Consider the following 13,186-nt stretch of genomic DNA (forward strand, 5'->3'; position numbering starts at 1 on the left):
GGTTCGCGGGAGTGTTGTCCGCCGCATGGATGCGGCGGCCAAGCCTCCAGGGATGGATTCACGGCGTCTCCCGCGAACCCAACCCGCCCGACCCAGCGCGGCTTTTTGCTCTTTGCGACCAACCGACCTGCCACGAGGGGCTCAGCCGTTGGCCGGAATCCTCACAGTGCCGCGCGGATCCGCTCGCGCAGTGCTTCCAGATCCTTGGCAAACGCATCGATACCGGTCGCCAGCTTCTCGGTGGCCATCGGATCGGCCGCCAGGTCTGCTGCGAACGTCGCCGCGTCGATCGGGGTCACCGCCGCGCCATCGGCGGCGCCGGCCACCAGCTTGCGCGGCAGTGCGCCGTGGTCGGCGTCCAGCTTCTCCAGCAGGTCCGGCGAAATCGTCAGGCGGTCGCAGCCGGCCAGCGCTTCGATCTGTGCGGTCGAACGGAACGAGGCGCCCATCACCACCGTCTTCGAACCGCGGCGCTTGAATTCGGCATAGACGCCGCGCACGAACTTCACGCCCGGGTCTTCGTCGATGCTGGCCGGGGCCTGGCCGTTGGCCACGTACCAGTCCAGGATGCGGCCGACGAACGGGGAGATCAGGAACGCGCCGGCCTCGCTGCAGGCCAGCGCCTGGGTCGGGTTGAAGATCAGGGTCAGGTTGCAGTCGATGCCTTCGGCCTGCAGGATGCGCGCGGCTTCCACGCCTTCCCAGGTCGCGGCGATCTTGATCAGGATCTTCTCGCGCGGCACGCCGGCATCGGCGTACATCTGGATGAACTGGCGGGCCTTGGCCACGGTGGCAGCGGTGTCGTGGGCCAAGTCGGCGTCCACTTCGGTGGACACGCGGCCCGGCACCAGCGTGCTCAGCAGCGCGCCGACGCCGATGGTCAGGCGGTCGGCCACGGCGTGCACCACGGCTTCGCGGTCGCCGGCCTGCTGGCGGCCCCAGGCCAGTTCGCGTTCGATCAGTTCGGCGTAGACCGGCAGGTCCAGCGCCTTCTTCACCAGGGTCGGGTTGGTGGTGCAGTCCACCGGCTGCAGGCGCTTGATCGCCTCGTAGTCACCGGTATCGGCAACGACCACGGACAGTTCGCGCAGCTGGGACAGTTTGGACGGGGTACTCATTACGGCTCCTGGTGCAGGGGGATCGAATCGCGCGCGGTGCGCAGCGGTAATCAGGGGCGGTCGTTGTGGACCGCGGTCACGCGCAGGCGCAGCTTGCGGCCGCCGGGCGCGTTCCAGTCGATGCTCTGGCCGATGGCCAGGCCGAGCAGGGCACTGCCGACCGGGGCCAGCACGGAAACCTTGCCTTCGTCGACGTTGGCTTCGCGGGGGAAGACCAGGGTCAGGACGTGCTTTTCGCCCGACACTTCATCTTCGCACTCCACGCGCGAATGCATCATGACGATGCCTTCGGGAATCTGGTCCGGTGCCAGCACGGTGGCCCGGTTGAGTTCTTCAGCAAGCGCGAGCGCGGCAGGCGTCTGGCTCAGCGCAGGGGATTCGAGCATGGCGTCCAGGCGGTCCATGTCGAAGGTAGAAACGGTGATCGACGGCGGCAGGCCGCTGGCGGTGTTCATGGTGAAGCTCCTTGGTTGAAAGCCATGCAAAAGGCGGCACCTGCTGGCGCCGCCTGTCTGTATTGTGGGGACAAATGCGGCCGGAATCGACTCCTGCCGATTCCGGGCCGGTGCTGCGGGGGCTCAGCCGTTCAGCGCGGGGCCGGGCAGGGCCGGTGCATCGCTGCCGGCATCGAGCGCCTCCAGCGTGAACAGTGCCTGCGGCAGGCGCTTGAACTGGTCGGCCAGCTCCATCAGGAAGTCGTTCATGGCCGAGCTGCGGCGCCAGATCATGGCGATGCGGCGGCTGGGACGGCCTTCGCCGGTGAAATCGAGCAGGCGGATGTTGTTCGAGCGCGGCACCGGCGGCTGCACCGACAGGCTCGGCAGCAGGGTGATGCCGACGTCGGCGGCGACCATCTGCCGCAGGGTTTCCAGGCTGGTGGCGCGGAATTCGGACTTCTCGTTGGCGCCGAACAGGCGGCAGACTTCCAGCGCCTGGTCGCGCAGGCAATGCCCGTCTTCCAGCAGCAGCAGCTTCTGCGTGGCCAGCTCCTGCACGTCCAGGTGTTCGCGGCGGGCCAGCGGGTGGCGCCCGGACACGGCCAGCAGGAACGGTTCCTCGAACAGGAATTCGGCATGCAGCTGGTCGTCGATCACCGGCAGGGCCAGCAGTGCGGCGTCGAGCTTGCCTTCGCGCAGGCGGTCCAGCAGCACGTCGCTCTTTTCCTCGACCAGCAGCAGTTCCAGCTCCGGGAAGCGCTCGCGGATGCGCGGGATCACATGCGGCAGCAGGTACGGGCCGAGGGTCGGGAAGATGCCCAGGCGCACCGTGCCGGCTTCCGGATCGCGGCTGCGTCGCGCCGCCTCCTTCAGCTGTTCCACTTCGGACACGATCACCCGCGCCCGTGCCGCCGCTTCCTGGCCGGCCGGGGTCAGCATCACCTTGCGCGGTGCGCGTTCCACCAGCGGCAGGCCCAGCTCTTCTTCCAGCTTGCGGATCTGCGTCGACAGCGTGGGCTGGCTGACGAAGCAGGAGGCGGCAGCCCGGCCGAAATGCTTGTGGTCGGCCAGGGCTACCAGGTACTTCAGATCACGTAGGTTCATCCTTACACCCCAGGGGTAACGGACCGGCTGACGGCGTGGTTACCCGACAGGCAGACAATGTTCCCGGTGATCTGGGAACGGTGGATCAGGCTGCTTCAGCAACGGCACCGCTGCTGTTGCTCACCGACGAGCGGATCAGGTGGTCGAACGCACTCAGTGCGGCGGTCGAGCCGGCGCCCATGGCGATGATGATCTGCTTGTAGGGCACCGTCGTGCAATCGCCAGCGGCGAACACGCCCGGCAGGTTGGTCTGGCCGCGGTCGTCGATGACGATCTCGCCGCGCGGCGACAGCGCCACCACATCCTTCAGCCACTCGGTGTTGGGCAGCAGGCCGATCTGCACGAAGATGCCTTCCAGCTCGACGCGGTGGGCATCGCCGCCGACGCGGTCCTTGTAGACCAGGCCGGTGACGCGGCTGCCGTCGCCCAGCACTTCGGTGGTCTGCGCGCTGGTCAGCACGGTCACGTTGCCCAGTGTGCGCAGCTTCTTCTGCAGCACTTCATCGGCGCGCAGGCTGGAATCGAACTCCAGCAGGGTTACATGCGACACGATGCCGGCCAGGTCGATGGCTGCTTCCACGCCGGAGTTGCCGCCGCCGATCACCGCCACGCGCTTGCCCTTGAACAGCGGGCCATCGCAGTGCGGGCAGTACGCCACGCCCTTGTTGCGGTACTGGTCTTCGCCCGGCACGTTCATCTGCCGCCAGCGCGCGCCGGTGGACAGGATCACCGAACGCGACTTCAGTACCGCGCCGTTTTCCAGCTGCACCTGCACCAGGCCGTCCTCGCCGGCCGGCACCAGCGCACTGGCGCGCTGCAGGTTCATGATGTCCACCTCGTACTCGCGCACGTGCTGCTCCAGCGCCGTGGCCAGCTTGGGGCCCTCGGTCTCCTTCACCGAAATGAAGTTCTCGATCGCCATGGTGTCCAGCACCTGGCCACCGAAACGCTCGGCGGCGATGCCGGTACGGATGCCCTTGCGTGCGGCGTAGATCGCCGCTGCAGCGCCGGCCGGGCCACCGCCCACCACCAGAACGTCGAAGGCGTCCTTGGCGGCGATCTTCTCGGCATCGCGCTTGCCGGCGTTGGTGTCCAGCTTGGCCACGATCTGCTCGAGGGTCATGCGGCCCTGGTCGAAGATTTCACCGTTGAGGTACACGGTCGGCACCGACATGATCTCGCGCTTCTCGACTTCGTCCTGGAACAGGGCGCCATCGATGGCCACGTGCTGGATGCGCGGGTTGAGCACCGCGGCCAGGTTCAGCGCCTGCACCACGTCCGGGCAGTTCTGGCAGGACAGCGAGAAGTAGGTCTCGAACCGGTAGTCGCCTTCCAGGTTCTGCACCTGCTCGATCAGCTCGGCGGTGGCCTTGGACGGGTGCCCGCCGACCTGCAGCAGCGCCAGCACCAGCGAGGTGAACTCGTGGCCCATCGGCAGGCCGGCGAAGGTCAGGTGGATGTCCTGGCCCGGGGTGCCCAGGTCGAAGGACGGCACGCGGCCCTGGCCATCGCGCAGCACCTGCAGCGAGATCTTGTCCGACAGGCTGTCCAGGGTCTGCAGCAGTTCCAGCATTTCCTGCGACTTGGCGCCGTCGTCGGCGTGCGCGGTGATCTGGATCGGGCGGGTCACGCGCTCCAGATAGGTCTTCAGCTGCGACTGCAGGTTGGCGTCCAACATCGGTCTTCTCCTGGCTTCAGGCAAACAGAGGGCGTGGCACCGCTGTACAAGGTAGCGGACCAGCTGGGGGTAGGGGTGAACCCAAGACAGCGACCGTGGAAGGGGCTGGCTGGCCAAGGCGGGCGAGCGTTGGCTGTCTTGGGTTCACCCCCACGCCGGCGGGGGGACCGGCACGGGGATGAAGGGCGCGCCGCGGCGCGGGGCCACGGCAGGCCGGTACTGCCTTAGATCTTGCCGACCAGGTCCAGCGACGGGGTCAGGGTCTTCTCGCCTTCCTTCCACTTGGCCGGGCAGACCTGGTTCGGGTTGGCGGCGGTGAACTGGGCAGCCTTCAGCTTGCGCAGGGTCTCGGACACGTCACGGGCGATCTCGTTGGAGTGGATCTCCAGGGTCTTGATCACGCCTTCCGGGTTGATGATGAAGGTGCCGCGCAGGGCCAGGCCTTCTTCCGGAATGTGCACGCCGAAAGCGTTGGTCAGCTGGTGGGTCGGGTCGCCGACCAGCGGGAACTGGGCCTTGCCGACGGCCGGCGAGGTCTCGTGCCACACCTTGTGCGAGAAGTGGGTATCGGTGGTGACGATGTAGACCTCGGCGCCGGCCTTCTTGAACTCGGCGTAGTGGTCAGCTGCGTCCTCGATCTCGGTCGGGCAGTTGAAGGTGAAGGCGGCCGGCATGAAGATCAGGACGGACCACTGGCCCTTCAGGCTGGCGTCGGAAACCTTGATGAACTCGCCGTTGTGGTAAGCGTTGGCTTCGAACGGTTGGATCTGGGTGTTGATGAGGGACATCATTTTTCCTCTTGGTGAAGGGGAGTGGGTGAATCGACAGGAGCTAGGTTACCCATTCGCTGGCGATAAGAACAATGCATTGATTGCATCTATTTGATAGATGGAGTCTATCAAAATGCACTGAGCAGGCACTGAACCCGGCCGCTTTCATCCTGCAACTGACTGTGTGACAAGGAAAATCTCGCCGGACCGCTGCCTGGGGCCGATAGCCCCTCCTTATCCCGTCCGGCGGAACCTGAACGGATTCCGATTTTGTAGAGCCGAGCCCGCGCTCGGCTGCTCCAGAAGCAGCCGAGCGTGGGCTCGGCTCTACAATTGCGGAATGCCTTTCCAAACCGAACCCACCCTGCGCCAGATCGTGGCCGAGGCCAGTGCCCGCTTGGGCGGCGTCGAAGCCCGCCACGAGGCGGAGCTGCTGCTGCTGCATGTGCTGGACCGCCCGCGCAGCTGGCTGTTCGCGCACGCCACCGATCCGCTGCCGTCCGCCGATCAGGCCGCCTTCGAGGCGTTGTTGGCCCGCCGCATGGCCGGCGAGCCGGTGGCCTACCTGACCGGCCGCCGCGGTTTCTGGACGCTGGACCTGGAGGTCGACCCGGCCACGCTGATTCCGCGCCCGGAAACCGAGCTGCTGGTCGAGCTGGCACTGGAGCGCCTGCCGCAGGACCGTGCGCTGCGGCTGGCTGACCTGGGCACCGGCAGCGGCGCGATCGCCTTGGCGCTGGCCAGCGAGCGGCCACAGGCACAGGTGCTGGCCACCGATGCCAGCCCGGGTGCGCTGGCCGTGGCCGCGCGCAATGCTGCGCGCCATGAACTGCGCAACGTCCGCTTCGCCGAGGGCGGGCACGATTGGTACGCGCCGTTGCAGGGCATGCGCTTCGACCTGATTGCGAGCAATCCGCCGTACATCGCCAGCGACGACCCGCACCTGCGACAGGGCGACCTGCGCTTCGAACCGGCCTCCGCGCTGGCGTCCGGTGTGGACGGCCTGGATGACATCCGCCGCATCATCGACGGCGGCCAGGCGCATCTGCTGCCCGGTGGCTGGTTGCTGATCGAGCACGGATGGGACCAGGGCGCGGCGATCCGCGCGCTGTTCGACGCCGCCGGTTTTGCCGAGGTGCAGACCGTGCAGGACCTGGAGCAGCGCGACCGGATCACCCTGGGCCGGCGACCGGCCTAGAATGGGGGTTCTCCTGCCCCGGCAGGGCATCACCTTGGAGCTGCAAGCATGCGTACGCTGTACCCCGCCATCACCCCCTACGACGTCGGCACCCTGAAGGTCGACGACCGCCACACGCTGTATTTCGAACAGTGCGGCAACCCGGACGGCAAGCCGGTGGTGATGCTGCACGGTGGCCCGGGCGGTGGTTGCAGCGACAAGATGCGCCAGTTCCACGACCCGTCCAAGTACCGCATCATCCTGTTCGACCAGCGTGGTGCGGGTCGATCCACCCCGCACGCGGACCTGGTGGACAACACCACCTGGGACCTGGTCGCCGATATCGAGAAGCTGCGCGAGCACCTGAAGGTCGATCGCTGGCAGATGTTCGGTGGCAGCTGGGGCTCGACCCTGGCCCTGGCCTATGCCGAGACCCATCCGCAGCGAGTGACCGAACTGGTCCTGCGCGGCATCTTCATGCTGCGCCGCTGGGAGCTGGAATGGTTCTACCAGGAAGGCGCCAACCGCCTGTTCCCGGATGCGTGGGAGCATTACCTGAAGCCGATCCCGTCGGTGGAGCGGCATGACCTGATCTCGGCCTTCCACCGCCGCCTGACCAGCGACGACGAAACCACCCGCCTGGAAGCCGCCAAGGCGTGGGCGGTGTGGGAAGGCGCGACCAGCTTCCTGCATGTCGATGACGACTTCATCAACAGCCACGAAGACCCGCACTTCGCCCTGGCCTTCGCCCGCATCGAGAACCACTACTTCGTCAACGGTGGCTTCTTCGAGGTGGAAGACCAGCTGCTGCGCGACGCGCACCGCATCGCCGACATCCCGGGCGTGATCGTGCACGGCCGCTACGACGTGGTCTGCCCGCTGGCCAACGCCTGGGACCTGACCAAGGTATGGCCGAAGGCAAAGCTGGAAATCACCCCGGCCTCGGGCCATTCGGCGTTCGAGGCCGAGAACGTGGACGCGCTGGTGCGCGCGACCGATAGCTTCGCCTGATCGGTAGTGCCGGCCGCTGGCCGGCAATGCCTTGCCGGGTCGTTTCGCCGCCGCCCGATGTGGCTCGCCGGCCAGCGGCCGGCACTATCGGATAGCCAAGGCCTCGGGCCATTCGGCGTTCGAGGCCGAGAACGTGGACGCGCTGGTGCGCGCCACCGATGGCTTCGCCTGATCGGTAGTGCCGGCCGCTGGCCGGCAACGCCTTGCCGGGTCGTTTCGCCGCCGCCCGATGTGGCTCGCCGGCCAGCGGCCGGCGCTACCGGATAGCCAAGGCCTCGGGCCATTCGGCGTTCGAGGCCGACAACGTGGACGCGCTGGTGCGCGCCACCGATGGCTTCGACTGATCGGTAGTGCCGGCCGCTGGCCGGCAATGCCTTGCCGGTCCGTTTCGCCGCCGGCCGATGTGGCTCGCCGGCCAGCGGCCGGCGCTACCGGATACCCAAGGGTTCTGACCCCGCCGAAACCTTCATCCACGCATGGCGTGGATTTACCAATCCCCGGCCAGCAACGCGTCGGCCAGCACCTGCAGCTTCGGCGAGTGCTGGCGCGACGGTGGGTAGATCAGCGACAGCGCGCGGCTGCGGCCTTCAAGCGGCTGCAGCACGCGTTGCAGGCGGCCGTCAGCCAGCGCGTCGGCCACCGCGAAATCCATCACCTGCACGATGCCGATGCCGGCGATGGCCGCTTCCACCAGCGGATCGCCACTGTCGAACACCATCCGCGTCGGTGGGGTGAACTCGCGCAGTTGGCCCTCCTGCAGGAACTGCCAGTCCACCAGCCGGCCACTGCGCAGGTTGCGCACCGCCAGGCACGCGTGGTCCCGCAGCGCGGCCACATCGTCCGGTGCGCCACAGCGGGCCAGATACGCGGGGCTGGCCACCGTCACCCAGCGCAGCGGACGCAGCGGGCGCGCGACGATGCGCTGGTCGGCGATGACGCCGGTGCGCAGCGCGGCGTCGAAACCTTCCTCGACCAGATCGACCAGGCGGTCGCTGAGCACCGCCTCCACCTGCAGTTGTGGATGCCGTTGCAGCAACGGCCCCAGCAGCGGCACCAGCACCTTGCGCCCGAACATCGAGGGCGCGCTGATCTTCAGGGTGCCCGCGGGCGTGCAGGGACGGTCGGCCAACTGGCGTTCGGCATCCTCCAGGCCACACAGCAGCGGTGCCACCTGATCGACGAACTGGCGGCCATCCGGGGTCAGCGCCACGTTGCGGGTGTTCCGCTGTAGCAGCTTCACCCCCAGCGTGGCCTCCAGCCGGCCGATCGCGCGCGACAGGCCGGACTGGCTCAGGCCCAGCTGCCCGGCGGCGACGGTGAAACTGCGGGCTTCGGCCACCTGCACCAGCATGCGCACTGCATTGAGGTCCATCGAGGTTCCATTCATGATGAAAATCATGACAGATATGGCTGGCAGGGGGTTTATTGATTCGGTTGCATCAATGAGACTGCGCTCCCCCACCGCACCAGACCGCCGATGCCTCCCCTCAAGTACCCGCGCTGGGCGCTGACCCTGCTGGCCACTGCCCAGCTGATCATCGCCCTGGATGCCACCATCATCTTCGTCGCCCTGCACGACATGGTCGCGCGCTGCAGATCAACGCGCAGCAGCTGCAATGGGTAGTCAGTGCCTACACCGTGGCGTTCGGCGGCAGCCTGCTGCTGGGCGGGCGCGCCGCCGACCTGATCGGCCGCCGCCGCTTCTACCGGCTGGGCATGCTGCTGTTCGCGCTGGCGTCGCTGTTCGGCGCGCTGGCGCCGAATGCCACCCTGTTGATCATCGCGCGCGCGGCGCAGGGCATCGGTGCCGCGTTGCTGTTCCCGGCCACGCTGGCGCTGATCAACACGTTGTATGCGGAAGGCCCGGTGCGCAACCGCGCACTGGCGATCTGGAGCATGGCCAGTGCGGTCGGCCTGGCGCTGGGCACGCTGCTCGGTGGCGTGCTGACCCAGGCGTTCGGCTGGCCGGCGGTGCTGGCGGTGATCGTTCCGCTGGCCACCGCCTGTGCAGTCGCGGCCGGCGCGTGGTTGCCGGCCGATGGCCCGCGTGTGCAGGGCCGTTCCTTCGATCTGGCCGGTTGCCTCACCGTCACCGCCGGCGGCAGCCTGCTGGTCACCACCCTGGTGCAAGGGCCGGAGTGGGGCTGGACGGCCCGCGCCACGCTCATCTGCCTGCTGCTTTCAGCCCTACTGTTGACGGTGTTCGTACAGATCGAAAAGCGCAGCCGTGACCCGCTGATGCAGTTTGCGCTGCTGCGCCTGCCCGGCCTTCGCGCGGCACTCGGCCTGACCTTCGCCTTCATGAGCAGCTATGGCGTGCAGTACTACTTCCTGGCGCTCTACTTCCAGGATGGTTACGGCTGGAGCCCGCTGCAGGCCGGCATGGCCTTCCTGCTGCCGACCGTGGTGTGCACCTTCGGCATCCGCATTGCCGAACGCATGCTGCGGCGCCGTTCGCCACGGCAGGTGCTGGCCTGGGGCTTCGCGGCCGGTGCCATCGGCATCACTGCGGTGGCGCTGGCGATGCCGCATGGCGCCAGCTACTGGCCGCTGCTGCCGGGCGTCGTGGTGCTCAGCGTGGGCCAGGGCATGAGCTGGACGGCGATGTGGATCGTGGCCGGGCAGGGCGTGCCGGGGCCGCAGCAGGGTGTGGCGTCCGGCATGGCCGCCACCGCACAGCAGATCGGCGGCGCGTTGGGACTGGCGGTACTGGTGATGGTGGCCAACGCCGCACGTGGCACGCAGGAGGCAACCAGTCCTGATGCGCTGCAGGGCATGGTCAATGCGCAGTACGGCGCCGCGCTGTTCGCCGCGCTCGGCGTGGTGATCGCGCTGGGCCTGCGCCCGGCGCCGGTCGAATCGGCTGCTGCCGTCTGCCCGGTCAACGAGGCTTGATTGAAGGCGCTGCCGTGGGTGGATGTGCCACGCCTGCGGTGGTGCCGGCCAGCGGCCGGCACTACCGATACGGGATGGAACCACGCGCGTTCAACCCAGCGCCAGCAGCTCCGGTTGCAGCGCGCTGAAGATCCGCGCCAGCCGCTCCGCCCACGCCTGCTGCCCGGCGGCATCGGCGATCAGGTCCTGGCGGATCTCCAGTTCCACGTGCACCAGGCCGCGCCCTTCGCCGTGCACCGGTACCGCGTAGTCGCTGGTGCTGCTGACCGAATACGGTTCGTTGTCACCCACCACCAGGTCGCCTTCATCGCGCAGTGCCTGCAGCAGTGCATGCGCAAAGCGCGTGTCCTGGTGGTACAGCACGCCGGCGTGCCACGGCCGCTGCGTGCCGTTCATCACTGGCGTGAAGCTGTGCATCATCACCAGCAGGGTGGGGCGGCCGGCATCGCGGCGTGCATCCAGCTCAGCGTCGATGCGCGCATGGTAGGGCGCGTGGATCGCATCGATGCGCTGCTGCCGCTGTGCAGCCGACAGCCCGGCATTGCCCGGGACCACGGTGTGGTCGCTCACTTCCGGAATCAGCGTCGGCGAGGCCAGTGGGCGGTTGCAGTCGATCAGCAGCCGCGAATAGGTCTGTTCGATCGCCCAGGCATCCAATCGATCTGCCAGCGCGCGGGTGGTGCCGGCAATGCCGATGTCCCAGCCGATATGGCGGTCCAGCTCGGCCTGGGCCAGGCCGAGCCCGGTCAGCGCGCGTGGCACCTGCTGGCCGGCGTGATCGGCCAGCAGCAGGTACGGCGAGGCGCCCTGCGGCCGGTGGAGGGTATAGATCGCCGGGTCGTCGGCGCCCAGCAGCGCCGGCAGTACGTGCAGATCGGCGTCAGCCACGCGGGCGCCCGTCCAGGTGGTGCTCGATCATCCACAGGCCCGCCCACAGCTTGGCATCCAGCTCATAGCCTTCGCCCATCTTCTGCACCAGCCAGGCCGCCGCCTGCGCGCGCGGAATCTCGTGCACGGTGATGTCTTCGCTGTCATCGCCGCCACCGTCGCCGATCCGGCGCAGGCCGGTGGCGCGTACGAAGGCGATCTTCTCGCTGCTGGCGCCGGAGGACGTCGGGCCGATCATCAGCACTTCGGCGTGATCGGCGGTCCAGCCGGTTTCTTCTTCCAGCTCGCGCACGGCCGAGACTTCGATCGATTCGCCGGCGTGGATGTCGCCGACCAGGCCGGCCGGCATCTCGATGGTGGGGGCCTGCAGCGGCACGCGGAACTGTTCGACGAACAGCACCTTGTCCTCCGGGGTCACCGCGATGATGATCGCGGCCAGGCCACCGGCATGGGTACGTTCGCTGTATTCCCAGGTGCCGCGTACCAGCATGCGCTGGTACTTGCCTTCATAGACGACACGCGGGGCTTCGGTGTTGCGCTGGCTCATGCGGGCTCGCTGTGGGTGGGAAGAATATCGGGCACGCCGGCGGCATCGAACAGCCGGCGGCGGGTCATCGGGCCGAAGCGCAGGGTCTGGCACAGGCCGCCGAGCAGCTCGGGGTCGGCGGTCTGGCGCAGCAGGCCGGGTTGGCTGCCTTCCAGCGGCGCGTCCAGCGCGATGGTGGTCAGCTGGCGCCAGAGCAGGGCGTGCTCGCGCTGCTCGCGCAGGCGCACCGCCATCTGGGCGGCACCGCGCAGGCGCAGGAACGGCACTTCGTCCAGGCGTTCGTACAGCGCATCCAAGCTGCCGAAATGGGCCAGCAGCACGGCGGCGGACTTGCTGCCGACACCACTGACACCGGGAATGTTGTCCACCGCATCGCCGCACAGCGCCAGGTAATCGGCAATCTGGTGCGCGTGCACGCCGTGCCGTGCCTTCACGCCGGCCACGTCCCAGCGCTGGTTGCGGGCGTAGTCCCACTGTTCGTCGTGATCCAGCAGCAGCTGCGACAGGTCCTTGTCGGCGGAGATGATCACCCCGCGATGGCTGCCGCGGTGCACGTGCAGTGCGCTGCCGATCAGGTCGTCGGCTTCGTAGTCGTGGTGGGCGAGGACGGCAAGGCCCAACGCCGCGCACAGCGCCTTGCAGTGCACGAACTGGCGCTTGAGCGCTTCCGGTGCCGGATCACGGTTGGCCTTGTAGGCCGGATACAGGCGGTGGCGGAAGCCGCTGTCGAGCGCTTCGTCGAAGGCAATGGCGATGTGCCGCGGGCGCTCGCGCTCCAGCAGGTCCAGCAGGAAGCGGGCGAAGCCGTGCACGGCATTGGTCGGCCAGCCCTGCGCGTCCTGGAACTGGTCCGGCAGCGAGTGCCAGGCGCGGAACACGTAGATGCTGGCATCGACCAGGTACAGCGACGGCGGCGGTGCCGGCAGGGTCATGCCGGCGGCGTCCAGTCCTGCAGCAGGGTCGCTGGGTCGGGGCGCTCGCGCTCGGGCACGTCGGCCTTGGCGGTGCCGATGTGGATGAAGCCGGCGATGCGTTCACCCTCGACCAGGCCCAGGTGGGCCTGCACGACCGGATCGAAGGCCATCCAGGCCGTCAGCCACTGTGCGCCGAAGCCAAGCGCCTGCGCGGCCTGCAGCAGGGCGAAGCAGACGCAGCCGGCGGTCATCAGCTGTTCCTGTTCCGGCACCTTCGGGTCCGGGCGCGGGCTGGCGACCACCACGATCACCAGAGGGGCGTGGCTGAAACGCTGGCGGTCCTTCTCGAACACGGCCTCGCCGGCATGCGGGTCGCGCTGGCGGCTGCGCTTGGCCAGGAAGTCGCCCAGAGTGTGACGTGCATCGCCGGCGATCTTCAGGAAGCGGAACGGCACGCGCTTGCCGTGGTCGGGCACGCGCACGGCCGACGCCAGCATCCGCTGCAGGGTGGCCGGGTCCGGGCCGGGCTCGCCCAGTTGCCGCGAAGGCACTGAGCGGCGGGCATCCAGGGCGAGCAGGGCAGCGGGGTCGGGCATGGAGTCTGAACCGGTCATCACGGGTGTTTGATTATAGTCGGGGTGGTCAAT

14 protein-coding genes and 1 pseudogene are annotated in these 13,186 nt (G+C 68.1%); 5 read left to right on the forward strand and 10 right to left on the reverse strand.

What is annotated here, in order from left to right; all coding sequences use genetic code 11:
- Positions 1 to 161 precede the first annotated feature (161 nt).
- The 5 genes from VG566_RS02505 to ahpC all read right to left on the reverse strand — a co-directional run bounded on the left by VG566_RS02505 (position 162) and on the right by ahpC (position 5,125).
- Positions 162 to 1,118 (reverse strand): transaldolase, encoded by a 957-nt coding sequence (locus VG566_RS02505; protein WP_241884933.1) that lies wholly within the window; start codon positions 1,116 to 1,118, stop codon positions 162 to 164.
- Positions 1,119 to 1,168: 50 nt separating this feature from the next.
- Positions 1,169 to 1,573, reverse strand: coding sequence for a nucleoside diphosphate kinase regulator (gene rnk, locus VG566_RS02510; RefSeq protein ID WP_014036052.1), 405 nt, complete (start codon positions 1,571 to 1,573; stop codon positions 1,169 to 1,171).
- 123 nt (positions 1,574 to 1,696) lie between these two features.
- On the reverse strand, positions 1,697 to 2,659 hold the full coding sequence (locus VG566_RS02515; protein WP_014646003.1) for a LysR substrate-binding domain-containing protein: 963 nt from the start codon (positions 2,657 to 2,659) through the stop codon (positions 1,697 to 1,699).
- Positions 2,660 to 2,744: 85 nt separating this feature from the next.
- Positions 2,745 to 4,337, reverse strand: a complete 1,593-nt coding sequence (ahpF, locus tag VG566_RS02520; RefSeq protein WP_049408707.1) for an alkyl hydroperoxide reductase subunit F — start codon at positions 4,335 to 4,337, stop codon at positions 2,745 to 2,747.
- Between the two features lie 224 nt (positions 4,338 to 4,561).
- Positions 4,562 to 5,125, reverse strand: coding sequence for an alkyl hydroperoxide reductase subunit C (gene ahpC, locus VG566_RS02525; protein ID WP_005408159.1), 564 nt, complete (start codon positions 5,123 to 5,125; stop codon positions 4,562 to 4,564).
- Between the two features lie 322 nt (positions 5,126 to 5,447).
- Here ahpC and prmC point away from each other — a divergent pair, with 322 nt between their 5' ends.
- Genes prmC through VG566_RS02545 form a run of 4 tightly spaced genes read left to right on the forward strand, consistent with a single transcriptional unit; the run spans position 5,448 to position 7,639 of the window.
- On the forward strand, positions 5,448 to 6,305 hold the full coding sequence (prmC, locus tag VG566_RS02530) for a peptide chain release factor N(5)-glutamine methyltransferase (protein ID WP_241884932.1): 858 nt from the start codon (positions 5,448 to 5,450) through the stop codon (positions 6,303 to 6,305).
- A gap of 48 nt (positions 6,306 to 6,353) precedes the next feature.
- Positions 6,354 to 7,295, forward strand: coding sequence for a prolyl aminopeptidase (gene pip / locus VG566_RS02535; RefSeq protein WP_241884931.1), 942 nt, complete (start codon positions 6,354 to 6,356; stop codon positions 7,293 to 7,295).
- Positions 7,296 to 7,326: 31 nt separating this feature from the next.
- The gene (locus VG566_RS02540) at positions 7,327 to 7,467 is read left to right on the forward strand and encodes a hypothetical protein (protein WP_181160701.1); all 141 of its coding nucleotides are present in this window, start codon (positions 7,327 to 7,329) and stop codon (positions 7,465 to 7,467) included.
- A 31-nt stretch (positions 7,468 to 7,498) separates the two neighbouring features.
- Positions 7,499 to 7,639, forward strand: coding sequence for a hypothetical protein (locus VG566_RS02545; RefSeq protein WP_154583308.1), 141 nt, complete (start codon positions 7,499 to 7,501; stop codon positions 7,637 to 7,639).
- A gap of 143 nt (positions 7,640 to 7,782) precedes the next feature.
- Here the strand turns inward: VG566_RS02545 and VG566_RS02550 are convergent, their stop codons facing one another.
- Positions 7,783 to 8,667 (reverse strand): LysR family transcriptional regulator, encoded by an 885-nt coding sequence (locus tag VG566_RS02550; RefSeq protein WP_164109980.1) that lies wholly within the window; start codon positions 8,665 to 8,667, stop codon positions 7,783 to 7,785.
- 105 nt (positions 8,668 to 8,772) lie between these two features.
- On the opposite strand from VG566_RS02550, the pseudogene VG566_RS02555 reads away from it, so the two are divergent.
- Positions 8,773 to 10,190 (forward strand): annotated as a pseudogene (locus VG566_RS02555) (MFS transporter).
- A gap of 90 nt (positions 10,191 to 10,280) precedes the next feature.
- On the opposite strand, the gene VG566_RS02560 reads toward VG566_RS02555, so the two are convergent.
- Genes VG566_RS02560 through VG566_RS02575 form a run of 4 tightly spaced genes read right to left on the reverse strand, consistent with a single transcriptional unit; the run spans position 10,281 to position 13,135 of the window.
- Positions 10,281 to 11,078 (reverse strand): N-formylglutamate amidohydrolase, encoded by a 798-nt coding sequence (locus tag VG566_RS02560; protein WP_164109974.1) that lies wholly within the window; start codon positions 11,076 to 11,078, stop codon positions 10,281 to 10,283.
- On the reverse strand, positions 11,071 to 11,625 hold the full coding sequence (locus tag VG566_RS02565; RefSeq protein ID WP_049408489.1) for an NUDIX hydrolase: 555 nt from the start codon (positions 11,623 to 11,625) through the stop codon (positions 11,071 to 11,073). Before VG566_RS02565 ends, VG566_RS02560 begins: the two co-directional genes overlap by 8 nt.
- Positions 11,622 to 12,557 carry a 5'-3' exonuclease gene (locus VG566_RS02570; RefSeq protein ID WP_014646011.1) on the reverse strand — a complete coding sequence of 312 codons (936 nt, stop codon included), beginning with the start codon at positions 12,555 to 12,557 and terminating at the stop codon, positions 11,622 to 11,624. The genes VG566_RS02565 and VG566_RS02570 overlap by 4 nt, the downstream gene beginning before the upstream one ends.
- Complete coding sequence (locus VG566_RS02575) at positions 12,554 to 13,135, reverse strand: nitroreductase family protein (protein ID WP_014646012.1); 582 nt, start codon at positions 13,133 to 13,135, stop codon at positions 12,554 to 12,556. The genes VG566_RS02570 and VG566_RS02575 overlap by 4 nt, the downstream gene beginning before the upstream one ends.
- Positions 13,136 to 13,186 lie beyond the last annotated feature (51 nt).

Source organism: Stenotrophomonas sp. CASM114, from assembly GCF_049384325.1.
In the GTDB taxonomy this organism is placed as follows: Bacteria; Pseudomonadota; Gammaproteobacteria; order Xanthomonadales; family Xanthomonadaceae; genus Stenotrophomonas; species Stenotrophomonas muris.

Bases quoted from the DNA above. Each gene is read 5' to 3' on its own strand.
- VG566_RS02505 (WP_241884933.1), bottom strand. From the start codon at position 1,118: ATGAGTACCCCGTCCAAACTGTCCCAGCTGCGCGAACTGTCCGTGGTC.
- rnk (WP_014036052.1), bottom strand. From the start codon at position 1,573: ATGAACACCGCCAGCGGCCTGCCGCCGTCGATCACCGTTTCTACCTTC.
- VG566_RS02515 (WP_014646003.1), bottom strand. From the start codon at position 2,659: ATGAACCTACGTGATCTGAAGTACCTGGTAGCCCTGGCCGACCACAAG.
- ahpF (WP_049408707.1), bottom strand. From the start codon at position 4,337: ATGTTGGACGCCAACCTGCAGTCGCAGCTGAAGACCTATCTGGAGCGC.
- ahpC (WP_005408159.1), bottom strand. From the start codon at position 5,125: ATGTCCCTCATCAACACCCAGATCCAACCGTTCGAAGCCAACGCTTAC.
- prmC (WP_241884932.1), top strand. From the start codon at position 5,448: ATGCCTTTCCAAACCGAACCCACCCTGCGCCAGATCGTGGCCGAGGCC.
- pip (WP_241884931.1), top strand. From the start codon at position 6,354: ATGCGTACGCTGTACCCCGCCATCACCCCCTACGACGTCGGCACCCTG.
- VG566_RS02550 (WP_164109980.1), bottom strand. From the start codon at position 8,667: ATGGACCTCAATGCAGTGCGCATGCTGGTGCAGGTGGCCGAAGCCCGC.
- VG566_RS02565 (WP_049408489.1), bottom strand. From the start codon at position 11,625: ATGAGCCAGCGCAACACCGAAGCCCCGCGTGTCGTCTATGAAGGCAAG.
- VG566_RS02570 (WP_014646011.1), bottom strand. From the start codon at position 12,557: ATGACCCTGCCGGCACCGCCGCCGTCGCTGTACCTGGTCGATGCCAGC.
- VG566_RS02575 (WP_014646012.1), bottom strand. From the start codon at position 13,135: ATGCCCGACCCCGCTGCCCTGCTCGCCCTGGATGCCCGCCGCTCAGTG.